The sequence below is a fragment of the Streptomyces niveiscabiei genome, assembly GCF_033794345.1.
GTDB lineage: Bacteria > Actinomycetota > Actinomycetes > Streptomycetales > Streptomycetaceae > Streptomyces > Streptomyces niveiscabiei.
Window position 1 is genome coordinate 63,980 of record NZ_JARAYJ010000029.1, and the last position, 13,399, is coordinate 77,378.

The following is a 13,399-nucleotide window of genomic DNA, read 5'->3' on the forward strand; positions in this document are numbered from 1 at the left end:
TCACCTCGCGGCTGCCGTCAGCCCGCCGCCACCGTCAGCGGAGCGAACCGCCTGGTCCAGTCGCCGGGGAGGCCCGGGATGCCGTACGTCATCACGGAGTTGAAGGCGACCGACTCCAGGCCCTGCGCCTTCAGCCAGCCCAGCAGCTCCTCGTGCCGTACGTCGATGTCCGTGCGCAGCCGGCGGTCCGTGTGGGCCGCGAGGGAGGCGACGAGGGACTTGGCGGTCTCCGTGTCGCGGGCGACGAGCGGGCCCACGACGTGGGTGTCCATGTTGGGCCAGGCGCCCGCGTACCCCACGATCCGGCCGTCGGTCACCGCGACCCTCAACTGATCGGCGAACGCGGGCAGCCGGGCGAGCATGCGGGTGCGGTCCGCGCCGAACACCTCCTCGTCCAGCCGCAGGATCTCCGCGAGGTCCTCGGCCGTCGCCGCCCTGGTCGCCACCGAGGGGGGCGGCCCCGTCGGGGTGAAACGGCCGACCAGCATCTCGGCCCGGCCGGTCGCCTTGAAGCCCAGTTCCTCGTACAGCGGGCGGCCGTTCGGCGTCGCGTGCAGGGTCAGCGGGGTGGGGGCGTGCTCCGCGAGCACATGCCGCATCAGCCTGCGGCCCACGCCCTGGCGGGCATGCCGTTCGGCGACCAGGACCATGCCGATCGCCGCGAGATCGGGGCGCTCCTGGGGGCCGTACTCGGTCACTACGCACGCGGTGATCAGGCCGCCGGCGGGGTCGTCGATGCCGTAGCCCTTCCCGGCGGTGAGGAGGAGGCCCCACTTGTGCTCCTCGCGTGGCCACCCCCGGTCCTCGGACAAGTCCGCGCACGCGAGGAGGTCACTGCGCGTCAGACGGCGGATGGGGAGAGCGGTGGGGGAAGGAGTCGACACGCAGGTCAGGCTGTCCGACCGGTGGGTCCGGCGTCCACCTGTTTCCGTGGAGACATACGCGGTTTTGGCCATGCCAGGGGAACATGCCCGGCGATCAGGGGGGAGACTTCATGTTTCACGTGAAACCAGCAAACGAAGAGGACGTTTCACGTGAAACATCGGTGGGTGAAGGGCCGTAGGTCGGCGGAATCGCGTTGCAGGCGGAGGGAGGGATCTGGGGGATGTCTACGAATTGGCGGGCCGCGCCCGGTAGTTGAGTGAAACGGCGAATCGCCCCTGGGTAAGACCCTGGTGAGGGGAAGGCGGGGCTTGTGTGGTCCACTGCGCCCGGTATGGTCGACTCCGATTGCGACTGAGATGAGGCGACGCAGCAGCCTAACGGGACGGAGAGATCGAGGACCCGCATTCGCGGTGATACGGACAGGGCATCCGGGTGGGGGTGGGATGCTGCGCTGTGGGCGAAGCGGCTGCGGAACCGAACAGGTAGGCAAGGCCGTTTGCAGGGGGAGCAGGCACTTCCCGAGGCAGGGAGTGCGGACCGACCGAAAGATGTTCGAGGCGAGGCACACCATGGACGCTCCGGCCACCACGTCGGCCGACAACGGCACGTCCGGCGGCGGAGACGGCTGGTTCAAGCCGCGCAAGCAGCCGACAGCGGGTACCGGCACCGACCCGCAGGGCCCCGAGCAACGAGGCACGGAACCGCAGGCCACGGAAGGCCGCCGCTTGGCCGGACTCCGCCCGGTGGGCAGGGGGACGGCTGCTGCGGGGGGAGCGGCGTTCGGTGCGGGGGTTCCTGGGGCGGCGGGTTCTGGTGACGGTCTGCCGCTTGGCGCGGGCCGTTCTGGTGACCCTCGCTCCGATGCCGCCCGGCCCGATGCCGCCCGGCCCGACACCGGCCGGCCCGACTTCGGTGCCCGAATAACCGCGCCCCCGGCTCCAGGCCCCGCCGATCCCGCGACCACCGTGCTTCCCAAGCTCATACCGGCGCCCGCGACGGCGGTACCCCCGCTGGTGTCCGCGTCCCGCCCCTCCACCGACACGTTCGCCGCCCCCGAGGCCCCCCAGGTACCGGCCCAGCGCACGGCGCCGAGCGAACCATGGCCCTCCGATGCCGCCCGTCCGACAGCACCGCCCGAGGAACAGCACCGGGCTGAGGAGCAGCAGCGGGCCGAACAGCTCTGGGCCGAGGAACAGCAGCGGCCCGAACAGCACCAGGTCGAACAGCACCGGGCCGCGGAACAGCACCGCGCCGAGCAGTACGGGGGTGAGCAGCAGCGCCGGGCCGAGAACCCATTGGCCGCGCCGCACCCCGAGCCCGGGTCCTTCCGGTCGTTCGCCGAAGAGGCGCACCGGCCCGAGGCCGAGCCCGACTCCGACCTCGGCTCGGACCCGGAGTTCTTCCGGCCGTTCATCCAGGAACTGCCGTACTCCGAAGCCGAGTCGGCCCCCGAGCACTCCCGACCCTTGTCGCACGAGGCCGCCCGTCCCGAGCCAGGCCCCGAAGCCGCCCGGTCGTTCCCCTACGAGGCCGCCCACCCTGAGCCCGCCTCCGCTTCGGGCTCCGAAGCCGCCCAGCCACTCCCTCACGAGACACCGCACCCCGAGCCCGGCCCTGAAGCTGCCGGGCCGTTGCCCCGCGAAGCAACCCGCTCCGTCCCCGGCCCTGAGGCCGGCCGGGTGTCGTCTCACGAGGCGTCTCGAACTCAGCCCGGCCCCGAGGCTGCGCGGTCGTTCGGCGATGAAGCGTCCCGGCCCGAGCCCGGCTCCGAGTCCGTCCGGGCGTTGGCCCATGGCGTGCCGCAGGCTGAGGCCGAGTCGCTTCGGGTGAATACGCCGGACGCGTCCGAGGGCGGGGCCGAACCCGCCGGGGCGTACGTGCCGGACGCCTTCCGGCCCGCCGTCGACTTTCCTCGGCCCTCTCATCCGGACACCCTTCAGGACGAGTCACCCGAGGCGGCCCCGGAGCCGTTCCGGGCGTTCGGGCCCGAGAGCCTGGCCTCGGTGGAACCCGCCCCGGAGGGGTCGCCCGATGCTGTGCTGGTCCGGCGGACGATGGCCGCCATCGGGGACGTCTCCGACAAGGTGACCTCGTACTTCTACGCGCTTCTCTTCGTCCGCCACCCCGACCTGCGGTCCTTGTTCCCGCCCGCGATGGACGCGCAGCGGGACCGGCTGCTCAAGGCGCTGCTGACGGCGGCCGAGCACGTCGACAACACGCCGGTACTAGTGGAGTACCTCCAGAACCTGGGCCGGGGACACCGGAAGTACGGGACGCGGCCGGAGCACTACCCGGCGGTCGGGGAGTGCCTGATCGAGGCGCTCGCCAAGTACGCCGAGTCCGTGTGGAACCCGGAGACGGAAGCGGCGTGGGTACGGACGTACACGACGATCTCCCAGGTGATGATCGACGCGGCGGCCGTGGACGAACTCCGCGCCCCGGCCTGGTGGCAGGCGGAGGTCGTCTCGCACGAGCTGCGGACGCAGGACATCGCGGTCATCACGGTCCGCCCCAACCAGCCGTACCCCTTCCTGGCCGGCCAGTACGCGAGCCTGGAGACCCCTTGGTGGCCGAGGATCTGGCGGCACTACTCCTTCGCCTCGGCCCCCCGCTCCGACGGCCTGCTCTCGTTCCACGTGAAGGCGGTCCCCGCCGGCTGGGTCTCCAACGCGCTCGTGCACCGCGCCCAGCCCGGCGACGTGATCCGGCTGGGCCCGCCCGCCGGGACGATGACGGTCGACCACACCCGTGACAGCGGCCTGCTCTGCCTCGGCGGCGGCACCGGCATCGCCCCGATCAAGGCCCTCGTCGAGGACGTCGCCGAACACGGCACCCGGCGCCGGATGGAGGTCTTCTACGGCGCCCGCACCGACCACGACCTCTACGACATCGACACGATGCTCAGGCTCCAGCAGTCCCACTCCTGGCTGGAGGTCCGCCCGGTGGTCGACAAGCACGGCCTGCTCCAACTCCCCGACGCCATCCGCACGTTCGGCCCCTGGGACCAGTACGACGCCTACCTCTCGGGCCCGGTCGGCATGATCCGCAGCGGCGTGGACGCACTGCGCGGCGCGGGCATCCCGAAGGAACGGATACGGCACGACTCCGTCGCGGAACTGGTCGCCGCCGGGTAGGGGTTCCGTCAGCCGAGATCGGGGGCGTGCATCGCGCGCACGCCCTCGATGTTGCCGTCCAGATAGTGCCGCAGCGACAGCGGGACGAGGTGGACGGAGGCGATCCCGACGCGGGTGAAGGGCACCCGGACGATCTCGTAGTCGCCGATCGGCTCGTCGACCTCGGGGCCGTGCCGCAGACCGGGGTCCATCGACTCCAGATGGCAGACGAAGAAGTGCTGCACCTTCACGCCGGTCGCGCCGCCGTCCTCGCCGATGTGCTCGACGGTGTCGACGAAACAGGGGACCACATCGGCGATCTTCGCGCCGAGTTCCTCGTACACCTCGCGGTGCAGGGCGTCCACGACGGTCTCGTCCTCGGGCTCGACACCCCCGCCGGGGGTGACCCAGTAGGGGTCGATGCCGGGTTTGGTGCGCTTGATCAGGATCAGGTCGTCACCGTCCAGCAGAACGGCGCGTGCGGTGCGTTTGACCACGGGTCGGACGGTCATGGGAGGAATGTGGCCCGCTTGGTTCCACGTGAAACATCGCACCCCGGGGTCGGGCTCGGTTTCACGTGAAACATCATCGCCACGCTTGACGCATCAGTCCCACGCCGCTGCCGCCCTCAGCAACCGCTCGTGCGCCCGCAGATCGGGGACGACCACCGTGCCGGAGGCGGCCGGAAGCGAGTCGAACACGGAGGCCCAGTAGCGGGAGACCAGGGGCAGCGACTCGTGAACCTCGACGACGGGGAGGTTCTCCAGACCCCCAGGCCCCCAGACCCCCAGCCGTCGTGCGGCCCTCAGCCCTCCGACTCCCCCAGCGCCCGCAGCACGTCCGCGACCAGGTCCTCCGTGTCCTCCGTGCCGACGGAGAGCCGTACGAAGCCGTCCGGGACCGCGTCGCCGCCCCAGCGGCCACGGCGTTCGGCGGTGGAGCGCACCCCGCCGAAGCTCGTCGCGTCGTCCACGAGCCGCAGCGACTCCAGGAACCGTTCCGCGTGGGCGCGGGAGGCGAGGGTGAAGGACACGACGCAGCCGTAGCGGCGCATCTGCCGGGCGGCGACCTCGTGCGAGGGGTCCTCGGGCAGCCCCGGATAGCGCACCGCGACCACCTCGGGCCGGTCCTTCAGCGCCCGCGCCACGGCCAGCGCGGTCGCGCTCTGCCGGTCCACCCGCAGGGCCAGCGTCGCGAGCGAGCGGTGCCCGAGCCACGCCTCCATCGGCCCCGGGATCGCGCCGACGATCTTGCGCCAGCGCCGTACGGCCGCCATGGCCTCCCCGGCGCGGCCGGTGACGTACCCGAGGAGCACGTCACCGTGCCCGCTGAGCTGTTTCGTGCCGCTCGCGACGGAGAAGTCGGCGCCGAGCTCCAGCGGGCGCTGGCCGAGGGGGGTGGCGAGCGTGTTGTCGACGGCGACCAGGGCGCCGCGCGCGTGCGCCGCATCGGCGAGCCTCCGGACGTCGCACACGTCCAGCTCCGGGTTGGACGGCGTCTCGATCCACAGCAGCTTCGCGCCGTCCAGCACCGCGAGCTGCGCGTCCTCGCCGGTCGGCGCGGTGCGCACCTCGATGCCGTACGCCTCCAGCTGGGCACGCACCAGCGGCAGCGCCTGGTAGCCGTCGTCCGGGAGGACCACCGTGTCGCCGGAGCGGAGCTGGGAGAAGAGGACGGCTGAGATCGCCGCCATCCCGGAGGCGAACGCCAGCGTCTCCACGCCGTCCTCCTCCCCGGGCGCCTCCAGCTCGGCCACGGCGCGCTCCAGGAGCGTCCAGGTGGGGTTCTCGTCCCGGCCGTAGGTGTACGGGCCCGTCGGCTCACCGGGGAGGTGGTAGTGCGCGGCGAAGACGGGCCCGGGCAGGGCGGGCTCGTACTTGACGGGTTCGGGCAGCCCGGCCCGCACGGCACGGGTGCCCTCGCCCATCTCGGTGTCGCTCATGTCGTCCGTCCCTCCACGTCCTCCCGCACCGCGGCGAGCAGCCCTTCGCTCGCCGCCTCCACCATCTCAAGGCACGCCTCGAAGCCCGCACGGCCCCCGTAGTAGGGGTCGGGGACGTCGAGGTCGGACCCGGTCGCGGCGCTGTCGTACGAGCGCAGGAGGCGGACCTTCGCGGCGTCCTGCGGCGTCGGCGCGAGGCGGCGCAGGGCCTTGAGGTGGCCGGCGTCGAGGGCGATCACCAGGTCGAGGTTCGCGAACCAGGCGCGTTCGAAGCGGCGGGCCGTGTGGGCCGTGCCGTATCCGTGCTCCCGCAGGACCGCGACCGTGCGCGGGTCGGCGTGCTCGCCCTCGTGCCAGGCGTCCGTACCGGCGCTGTCGACCTCGACGCGGCCCGCCAGACCGGCGTCCGCCACGCGCGCGCGGAACACCGATTCGGCCATCGGGGAACGGCAGATGTTGCCGGTGCAGACGAAGCAGACGCGGTAGGCCATGGGCGCTCAGTCCCCGTCGGGCAGGGCGAGGTTCAGCGCCCAGGAGACGACGGAGATGATCAGGCCGCCCAGGACGGCCGTCCAGAAGCCCTCCACGTGGAAGCTGAGGTCGAGCTTGTCGGCCAGCCACGACGTCAGCAGCAGCATCAGCGCGTTGACGACCAGCGTGATCAGGCCGAGCGTGAGGATGAACAGCGGGAAGGTCAGCACCTTCACGACCGGCTTGACCAGGAAGTTCACGAGCCCGAACAGCAGGGCGACGAGCAGCAGGGTGCCGATCTTCTTGCCGTTGCTGTCACCGGTCAGGGTGATCTTGTCCAGCAGCCAGACGGCGACCGCCAGGGCGCCCGCGTTGGCGATCGTCTTGACTACGAAAATCTTCATGTGTCTGATCGTTCCAGAGAGATCGACGGCCTAACCGGGCCATGAGCGGGACGAGGGCGATGAAGGCATTCCGGCTGGACGAACTGGAGGCGGAACGAGCCGCCAACGACGGCGCCTACCTGCAGTTCTTGCGCGAGCGGAACATGTCGGTCGGTCTGTACGCGCTCGACGCGGGCACCCACGATCCACAGAACCCGCACAACCAGGACGAGGTCTACTTCGTGGTCAGCGGGCGCGCGTCGATCACCGTCGGCATGGAGACGACCGAGGTGGCGCGCGGCAGCGTCGTCTACGTGCCCGCCGGGGTCGCCCACAAGTTCCACCACATCAGCGAGGACCTGAGGGTGCTGGTCGTGTTCTCTCCTCCGGAACGCTGAACGCCTCCGGAACGCCGAACCCCACCGCAAGGCTGAGCCGGAACCCCGCCCTCCCCTAGGGGACGGGTCAGGGGAGGACAAGGGGTGCGAAGCCCCCGCCCGGCCCCCGCGGGGACCTAGCATCGAAGCAGGACATCCGAGAAGGGCCGGTGGCCGAAAGGGCCGCCGGCCGGCGCACAGATGAGGACAAGGGCGATGCGAGAGATCTTCGCGGGACTGCCGTGGTGGGTGAAGTGGGTGGCGGTGCCGGTCATCGCCATCGTCGTGTTCGGCGGCCTGATAGCCAGCGTCGTCGGCTTCGTGATCGGCCTGCTGTTCAAGGTGCTGGTGTTCGTCGCGCTCGTCGGCGGACTGGTCTACGTCGTACGGAAGTTCACGGCCGGCTCCTCCTCCCGCTCCGACTGGTGACGCGGGAGACCGGTAACAGGGGACCCCGGTTCCCTCGGGCGGGGGAAGTTTCCCGCGCAGCGCGGCGGCGCGGCCGTACGGGCCGTTAGAGTCCGGAATCCGACGCGGGGACGAGCCCGCACGGACGACCCCTCGCGCTCCGGGAGTGCCCCTTGGCGACGGCTGACACCTCCCCCGCGGAACCGGGCGCACCCCCCGCCCGCCCGCCGGGACAACGGGCCGCCCCCGCGGCCGTCCCCGCCCAGCCGCACTCCACGGCCACCCTCATCGGCTCGGTCCAGCGCGCGATGCGCCTCCTGGAGAGCGTCGCGGGACACGCGTACGGCGCTCCCGCCAAGCAGCTCGCCCGGGAGACGGGCCTCGCCCTCCCCACCGCCTACCACCTGCTGCGCACCCTCGTCCACGAGGGCTATCTACGGCGCGACAAGGGCCTGTTCTTCCTCGGCGAGGCGGCCGAGCGGCTGGCCTCCGCTGGGGCCGCGCAGAAACGTCGCAGCACAGTCGTCGACACGCTCGCGCAGTGGCGGGACGCCGTCGGGGCGCCCGTCTACTACGCCGTGTACCGCGACGGCGAGATCGAGACGCTGTACGTCGCCGACACGCCGGAGTCGCCCGCGGTCGAGCAGTGGGCCGACTTCCGGGAGACCGGGCACGCGCACGCGATCGGGAAGTGCCTGCTGGCGCAGCTCGACGACGGGGCCAGGCGCGATCATCTCGACCGGTATCCCGCGAGCGCCCTCACGCCGTACACCGTCCGCGACAGCCACAGTCTGCTGCGCCGGCTCTCCGGGGCGCGGCGCGAGGCGGTGACCGAGCGTCAGGAGTATCTGCTGGGGACGGTCTGCGCGGCCCTGCCGATCACCGTGGGGGCGACCGCCTCGACCGTCGCGCTGTCTCTGCCGGTGCGGCAGGCCGATCGGCTGCTGCCCGCCGTGCGGCTGCTGGAGCGTGAGGTCGGGCGTGCGGTGGGGGCGCTCGCGCTCTCTATCAGCATCTGAAAAATTACTGCTTGTGACGCCGTGTGCACGTTCAGCAAGATGCGTTGGAGTCATAGGTACATTCCCGGCCAGTCGACGGCACAGACGGGGTAAGGCGATGCGCGAGTCCGTACAGACAGTTCAGGCAGAGGTCATGATGAGTTTCCTCGTCTCCGAGGAGCTCTCCTTCCGGATCCCGGTGGAGCTGGCGTACGAGCCGGACGACCCGTACGCCGTCCGGCTCACCTTCCATCTCCCCGGGGACGCGCCGGTGACCTGGACGTTCGGCCGCGACCTCCTCGTCGACGGCGTGGGGCGCCCCTGCGGCGAGGGCGACGTCCGGGTCGCCCCCACGGACCCCGAGTCCCCCGGCGAGGTCCTCATCCGCCTCCAGGTGGGCGCCGACCAGGCCGTCTTCCGCTCCTCGGCGGCCCCCCTGATCGCCTTCCTCGACCGCACGGACCGGGTGGTCCCGCTGGGCCAGGAGGGGGCGTTCGCGGACTTCGACGCGCATCTGGACGAGGCGCTGGGGCGGATCCTGGCGGAGGAGAGCGCGGGGTGAGGGTGGCCGCGCGAAGGGGTGGGGGAAACGCTTCAGCGCTTCCGGCCGCGTTGCAGGAACGGTTCTGCTGCTGAGGGGGAGCGAGCGGTGGACGCCCCCGTCCGCCCCCCGGCAGAGCGCCGTCAGTGCTTGCGGCGGCGCCGGCCCCCCTTCGCCGGTGCGGGAGACGCGCTGTGCGGTGCCGCCGCCGCGGGCGTCTTCGCGTCCGGGCGGTCCGCCGAGACGACCAGGGCCGCCAGGGCCGTGGTGACCGGGACCGAGGCGACCAGGCCGATCGAGCCGACCAGGGTGCGGACGATCTCCTCCGCCACCAGTTCGCTGTTGGCCACCGTGCCGACGCCGCTGTCGGCGATGGAGAAGAGGAGCAGCAGGGGGAGGGCGGCGCCCGCGTACGCGAGGACGAGGGTGTTGACGACCGAGGCGATGTGGTCGCGGCCGATGCGGATGCCCGCCCGGTACAGGCCGCGCCAGCCCATCGCGGGGTTCGCCTCGTGGAGTTCCCAGACCGCCGACGTCTGCGTGACCGTCACGTCGTCCAGGACACCCAGCGAGCCGATGATGATGCCCGCGAGGAGCAGGCCGCTCATGTCGATCGACGGGTACAGGCCGTGGATGAGGCCGGTGTTGTCGTCCGTGTTGCCCGTGAGCGCGGCCCAGCTGTTGAACAGCGAGCCGAGGACGCCGATCAGCAGCAGCGAGATCAGCGTGCCGAGCACGGCGACGGAGGTCCGTGCCGAGAGGCCGTGGCACAGATAGAGGGCGATCAGCATGATCGCGCTGGCCCCCACCACCGCCACGACCAGCGGGTTCGAGCCCTGGAGGATCGCCGGCAGGATGAAGAGGTTCAGGATCATGAAGCTGATCGCCAGCGCGACCAGCGCCATGACGCCCCGCAGCCGTCCGACGACCACGACCGCGATGGCGAAGATCCCGGCGAGCAGCGCCATCGGGAAGCGCCGGTTGATGTCCGCGACGGAGTACTGGAGGTCCTTCGGCGCGGACGGCTCGTACGCGACGACGACCTTCTGACCCTGCTTCAGCTGCCGCGACTGGTCGGGCTGGATGATCTCCGCGAACGTACGGCCCTTGTCGCTGCCCGTGTCCACCCGGATCGTCGCCCGCTTGCAGGTCCCGCCCGCCTGCTGCACCGCCGATGACCCCTCGGCGGTCGAGGTGTCACCGGTCGGCGGCACCCCCGACGCGTTGACCGACGCGCAGCTCAGCTTCTCGACCTTCGTGACCGTCGCCTGCTGCGTCTGCCGGTCGAACCCGACCCCGGTCCGCTCGTGCGGCGGAGCGCCACCGGGCCACAGCACCGCGAGCCCCACGACCACGGCCGCCGCGAAGGGGATCAGGATCGCGCCGATGACCTTGCGGAGGTGCCGGGAGACGGGGGCGGCGGGGCCATGGCTGTGACTGTGCGAGTGCCCCCCGCCGTGCCCGCCGCCGTGCGTGTCACCGTGCCCCCCGCCGTGCCCGGCATCGGGAGGGCCGCCGTGGGAGTGCTCGTCGGAGCCGGGCCCCGTGCTGTGCTGCCCGCCCTGGTGGGCGTGGCCCTCGTGCCCGGGAACGCGGGGGACAGGCCCGCTGTCGTGCGCGGACATCTGCGGCACGGGCCCGCTGTGGTGCGGCGGCACTTGGGGCAGAGGGCCGCTGTCGTGCGGGGCCGCATGAGGGCCGGGCCCGCCCACCCGAGGCTGGGGCCCGCTGTCGTACGGGGACATACGAGGACCGGGCCCGCCCACCTGCGGCACGGGCCCGCTGTCGTGCGTCGGCACCCTCGGCACCGGACCGCTCTCGTACCCCGGGCGCCTCACCTGCGGCGTGGGCCCCGTGTCCTCGGGGACCGGGTTCGGGCCGACGCCGTAGCCGTAACCCTGGGGCGGGGCGGGCGGGTTGGTGCCGGGGCCCTGCTCCCCCGTACGCCGGAAGTCCGGCGGCCTGGGGGCCGCGCCCCGGCGCTGGAGTGAGCCGAGCCGGTTGCCGGGGCGGTTGCCGGAGGGCGCGGGGCCGCGTCCGGGAACGCCGTCGCCCTCACCCGGCGCGGGACCGGGTCCCTGCGTGGGGCCCGGCCCCGACGCGGAGCCGTCGGCAGGACCCGCGCCCTCACCCCCGTACCCGTCCCGGGACGGCTCGGGAGGCGGGGGGAACGGGGAGCGGGGTGTCGTGGTCACCGACCGATCATCGCAAGAACGGCAGAGGCCCACTGTTCACCGCGCCACAAATACCGCTAGCGTGGAGGCACCTTTGCACACGCGGGAGCTCGGAGCACCGGGCTGAGAGGGCGCTGACCTTCGTCTTCGCGGTGTTTCACGTGAAACGTCACCGGGTTCGAGTGATGTTTCACATGAAACACCGGCAGACGGAAGCGGCTGCGTCGACCGCTGAACCTGTTACCGGGTAATGCCGGCGTAGGGAGTAGGTCTCATGACCATCAAGGACGCACGCACGCCTGCCTCCACGCAGAACGCGACCAGCACGGACGCGGCTGACCAGGAGGCCGGGAAGTCCATCGGCTGGCACAAGGCGTACGTCGAGGGCTCGCGCCCCGATCTGCGGGTGCCGGTCCGTCAGGTGCACCTGACCAACGGGCAGTCGGTCACCCTGTACGACACCTCGGGCCCGTACACCGACCCGTCCGAGCAGACGGACGTCCGCCGGGGCCTGTCCCCCCTGCGGGAGAACTGGATCGTCGCCCGGGGCGACACCGAGGAGTACGCGGGCCGTCCGGTCCGCCCCGAGGACGACGGGATCAAGCACACCTCGCCGCGCGGCGGCCTGCGGAACCTGGACGCGGTCTTCCCGGGCCGCCCGCGGCTGCCGCGCCGCAGCCGGGACGGGCGTGCGGTGACGCAACTGGCGTACGCGCGCCGGGGCGAGGTCACGCCGGAGATGGAGTACGTGGCCATCCGGGAGAACGTCGACCCCGAGGTCGTCCGCGAGGAGATCGCGGCGGGGCGGGCCGTCCTGCCGGCCAACGTCAACCACCCCGAGATCGAGCCGATGATCATCGGCAAGCGGTTTCTGGTGAAGGTCAACGCGAACATCGGGAACTCGGCGGTGACGTCCTCCATCGAGGAGGAGGTCGAGAAGATGACCTGGGCGACCCGCTGGGGCGCTGACACGGTCATGGACCTCTCGACCGGCCGCAACATCCACACCACCCGGGAGTGGGTGCTGCGCAACTCCCCCGTCCCCATCGGCACGGTGCCGCTCTACCAGGCCCTGGAGAAGGTCGACGGCCGGGCCGAGGAGCTGACCTGGGAGATCTACAAGGACACGGTGATCGAACAGGCCGAGCAGGGCGTGGACTACATGACGGTCCACGCGGGCGTGCGGCTGCCGTTCGTCCCGCTCACCGCGAACCGCAAGACCGGCATCGTCTCGCGCGGCGGCTCGATCATGGCGGCCTGGTGCCTCGCGCACCACAAGGAGTCGTTCCTGTACGAGAACTTCGAGGAACTCTGCGAGATCCTCGCCGCGTACGACGTCACGTACTCGCTGGGCGACGGGCTGCGGCCCGGCTCGATCGCGGACGCCAACGACGAGGCGCAGTTCGCGGAGCTGCGCACGCTCGGGGAACTCAACCGGATCGCCAAGCGCCACGACGTACAGACGATGATCGAGGGCCCGGGGCATGTCCCGATGCACAAGATCAAGGAGAACATCGACCTTCAGCAGGAGATCTGCGAGGAGGCGCCGTTCTACACGCTCGGCCCGCTGACCACCGACGTCGCGCCCGCGTACGACCACATCACCTCCGGGATCGGCGCCGCGATGATCGCCTGGTGGGGGACGGCGATGCTCTGCTACGTCACGCCGAAGGAGCACCTCGGCCTGCCCAACCGCGACGACGTCAAGACCGGCGTCATCACCTACAAGATCGCCGCCCACGCCGCCGACCTCGCCAAGGGCCACCCCGGCGCGCAGGACTGGGACGACGCCCTCTCCGACGCGCGCTTCGAGTTCCGCTGGGAGGACCAGTTCAACCTGGCCCTCGACCCCGACACGGCCCGCGCCTTCCACGACGAGACGCTCCCGGCGGAGCCGGCCAAGACGGCCCACTTCTGCTCGATGTGCGGACCGAAGTTCTGCTCGATGAAGATCTCGCAGGACATCCGCCGTGAACACGGCGGCAGCCAGCGGGAGATCGAGGAGGGCATGGCCCAGAAGTCGAAGGAGTTCGCGGCGGCCGGCAACCGGGTGTACCTGCCGCTGGCGGACTGAGGTCTGTAGATTGGCGCTGGCCCGGGGCCGAGG

General features: G+C 71.6%; 12 protein-coding genes and 1 pseudogene. 6 read left to right on the top strand and 7 right to left on the bottom strand.

Translation table 11 applies throughout. The features are described from left to right. Positions 1 to 17 precede the first annotated feature (17 nt). Positions 18 to 884, bottom strand: a complete 867-nt coding sequence (locus PV682_RS31560; RefSeq protein WP_319735177.1) for a GNAT family N-acetyltransferase — start codon at positions 882 to 884, stop codon at positions 18 to 20. Positions 885 to 1,433: 549 nt separating this feature from the next. Between PV682_RS31560 and PV682_RS31565 the strand changes: the two genes are divergently transcribed. Continuing rightward, positions 1,434 to 4,019: a globin domain-containing protein gene (locus tag PV682_RS31565; RefSeq protein ID WP_407705773.1), complete on the top strand. Its 2,586-nt coding sequence runs from the start codon at positions 1,434 to 1,436 to the stop codon at positions 4,017 to 4,019. Positions 4,020 to 4,027: 8 nt separating this feature from the next. On the opposite strand, the gene PV682_RS31570 is transcribed toward PV682_RS31565, so the two are convergent. The 5 genes and pseudogenes from PV682_RS31570 to PV682_RS31590 form a co-directional block, all read right to left on the bottom strand. Further along, positions 4,028 to 4,510, bottom strand: coding sequence for an NUDIX hydrolase (locus PV682_RS31570; protein ID WP_319735179.1), 483 nt, complete (start codon positions 4,508 to 4,510; stop codon positions 4,028 to 4,030). Positions 4,511 to 4,642: 132 nt separating this feature from the next. Beyond that, a pseudogene (locus PV682_RS31575) lies at positions 4,643 to 4,771 on the bottom strand (LysR family transcriptional regulator); the annotation flags it as partial. A 32-nt stretch (positions 4,772 to 4,803) separates the two neighbouring features. Continuing rightward, a complete protein-coding gene (locus tag PV682_RS31580; RefSeq protein WP_319735180.1) occupies positions 4,804 to 5,940 on the bottom strand; it encodes a cystathionine gamma-lyase in 1,137 nt (378 codons plus the stop codon). Next, the gene (locus PV682_RS31585; protein WP_319735181.1) at positions 5,937 to 6,431 is read right to left on the bottom strand and encodes a low molecular weight protein-tyrosine-phosphatase; all 495 of its coding nucleotides are present in this window, start codon (positions 6,429 to 6,431) and stop codon (positions 5,937 to 5,939) included. Before PV682_RS31585 ends, PV682_RS31580 begins: the two co-directional genes overlap by 4 nt. Positions 6,432 to 6,437: 6 nt before the next feature. Next, complete coding sequence (locus tag PV682_RS31590) at positions 6,438 to 6,815, bottom strand: phage holin family protein (RefSeq protein WP_055724580.1); 378 nt, start codon at positions 6,813 to 6,815, stop codon at positions 6,438 to 6,440. A 59-nt stretch (positions 6,816 to 6,874) separates the two neighbouring features. Here PV682_RS31590 and PV682_RS31595 point away from each other — a divergent pair, with 59 nt between their 5' ends. The 4 genes from PV682_RS31595 (at position 6,875) to PV682_RS31610 (ending at position 9,139) form a co-directional block, all read left to right on the top strand. Continuing rightward, positions 6,875 to 7,192 carry a cupin domain-containing protein gene (locus PV682_RS31595; protein ID WP_055724579.1) on the top strand — a complete coding sequence of 106 codons (318 nt, stop codon included), beginning with the start codon at positions 6,875 to 6,877 and terminating at the stop codon, positions 7,190 to 7,192. Between the two features lie 195 nt (positions 7,193 to 7,387). Further along, entirely contained in the window at positions 7,388 to 7,600 is a 213-nt protein-coding gene (locus tag PV682_RS31600) for a DUF5326 family protein (RefSeq protein ID WP_055724578.1), read from the top strand. Positions 7,601 to 7,752: 152 nt separating this feature from the next. Continuing rightward, positions 7,753 to 8,598: an IclR family transcriptional regulator gene (locus PV682_RS31605; protein ID WP_319735182.1), complete on the top strand. Its 846-nt coding sequence runs from the start codon at positions 7,753 to 7,755 to the stop codon at positions 8,596 to 8,598. A 97-nt stretch (positions 8,599 to 8,695) separates the two neighbouring features. Continuing rightward, a complete protein-coding gene (locus PV682_RS31610) occupies positions 8,696 to 9,139 on the top strand; it encodes an SsgA family sporulation/cell division regulator (protein WP_319735183.1) in 444 nt (147 codons plus the stop codon). Between the two features lie 122 nt (positions 9,140 to 9,261). Here the strand turns inward: PV682_RS31610 and PV682_RS31615 are convergent, their stop codons facing one another. After that, entirely contained in the window at positions 9,262 to 10,743 is a 1,482-nt protein-coding gene (locus PV682_RS31615; protein WP_319735229.1) for a YibE/F family protein, read from the bottom strand. 823 nt (positions 10,744 to 11,566) lie between these two features. Here PV682_RS31615 and thiC point away from each other — a divergent pair. Beyond that, positions 11,567 to 13,366 carry a phosphomethylpyrimidine synthase ThiC gene (thiC, locus tag PV682_RS31620; RefSeq protein WP_319735184.1) on the top strand — a complete coding sequence of 600 codons (1,800 nt, stop codon included), beginning with the start codon at positions 11,567 to 11,569 and terminating at the stop codon, positions 13,364 to 13,366. Positions 13,367 to 13,399: the final 33 nt, after the last annotated feature.

Bases quoted from the DNA above. Each gene is read 5' to 3' on its own strand.
- PV682_RS31565 (WP_407705773.1), top strand. From the start codon at position 1,434: ATGTTCGAGGCGAGGCACACCATGGACGCTCCGGCCACCACGTCGGCC.
- PV682_RS31615 (WP_319735229.1), bottom strand. From the start codon at position 10,743: ATGTCCGCGCACGACAGCGGGCCTGTCCCCCGCGTTCCCGGGCACGAG.
- PV682_RS31590 (WP_055724580.1), bottom strand. From the start codon at position 6,815: ATGAAGATTTTCGTAGTCAAGACGATCGCCAACGCGGGCGCCCTGGCG.
- PV682_RS31570 (WP_319735179.1), bottom strand. From the start codon at position 4,510: ATGACCGTCCGACCCGTGGTCAAACGCACCGCACGCGCCGTTCTGCTG.
- PV682_RS31585 (WP_319735181.1), bottom strand. From the start codon at position 6,431: ATGGCCTACCGCGTCTGCTTCGTCTGCACCGGCAACATCTGCCGTTCC.
- thiC (WP_319735184.1), top strand. From the start codon at position 11,567: ATGACCATCAAGGACGCACGCACGCCTGCCTCCACGCAGAACGCGACC.
- PV682_RS31580 (WP_319735180.1), bottom strand. From the start codon at position 5,940: ATGAGCGACACCGAGATGGGCGAGGGCACCCGTGCCGTGCGGGCCGGG.
- PV682_RS31595 (WP_055724579.1), top strand. From the start codon at position 6,875: ATGAAGGCATTCCGGCTGGACGAACTGGAGGCGGAACGAGCCGCCAAC.
- PV682_RS31610 (WP_319735183.1), top strand. From the start codon at position 8,696: ATGCGCGAGTCCGTACAGACAGTTCAGGCAGAGGTCATGATGAGTTTC.
- PV682_RS31600 (WP_055724578.1), top strand. From the start codon at position 7,388: ATGCGAGAGATCTTCGCGGGACTGCCGTGGTGGGTGAAGTGGGTGGCG.